The organism is Endothiovibrio diazotrophicus (genome assembly GCF_054657215.1).
Window position 1 is genome coordinate 1 of sequence record NZ_BAAHXB010000290.1, and the last position, 753, is coordinate 753.

The window sequence follows — 753 nt, forward strand, 5'->3', positions numbered from 1 at the left end:
GGTTAGCCTGCATTTCTCACCAGCCTCCTACTGCGGACGCGCCATTCCCGATTCGGCCTCCCGCTGTGACGGGGCGTGCTCCCTCCAGGCTCCTCAGCATAGTGCCGACTATGCCTTCGTCGCCTTCCGGACCGCTCTCGGCATCCTGCCTTCGCGGCATAAGACCATCCCTGGCCAAATCCGCGCGCCCCGTCACAGCGGGGTCTCGGCGCCCTCGCTACGGAGGCTGATGAGAAATGCAGGCTGAGAGCGCAGAGGAACCGTTGTCGGCGCTGCTTCGCGCCGCCTTCCGGGAAGAGTGCGGCAACCATCTGCAGGCGCTTCACGGGCGTCTCCGTTGCGGCGCGGAATGCGCTGCGGACCTCCCGTGGGATTCGCTGCATCAGGAGCTGGACAGCCTCGCCAACGCGGCGCGCGCGGTCAACGAGGCCGACGCCGAGGCGCTGTGCCGCAGCGTGGCGACCTGCGTCCGTCGCGCCCGCGACCTCCCGGCGTTGCGTTCCGCCACGGTCGACCTCGTCGAGCGCGCGGTGGTTGCGCTGCGTGCCCATTGCCAGTCGCCGTCCACGCCTCCCGCGGACTATCGGCCGCTGATCGAAGAGGCGGAGCGGCTGCGGCAGCGCGATGTCTAAGAGGCTGCATTTCACGCCAATCGACGGCCTGCTCCATGTTTTTTTGGGGGGGGCGATCCCCGTTGCGTAGCTGCCAACGACGCCATTTTCTTACAGCTATTCAGATATCTCCCCTATGGGG

1 protein-coding gene is annotated in these 753 nt (G+C 66.9%); it reads left to right on the forward strand.

Annotated elements, in window-relative coordinates; translation table 11 throughout:
* Positions 1-236 precede the first annotated feature (236 nt).
* A complete protein-coding gene (locus ACYQ2W_RS26485) occupies positions 237-632 on the forward strand; it encodes a hypothetical protein (RefSeq protein ID WP_459874104.1) in 396 nt (131 codons plus the stop codon).
* Positions 633-753 lie beyond the last annotated feature (121 nt).

Coding starts and splice junctions, on each gene's coding strand:
- ACYQ2W_RS26485 (WP_459874104.1), top strand. CDS start 237: ATGCAGGCTGAGAGCGCAGAGGAACCGTTGTCGGCGCTGCTTCGCGCC.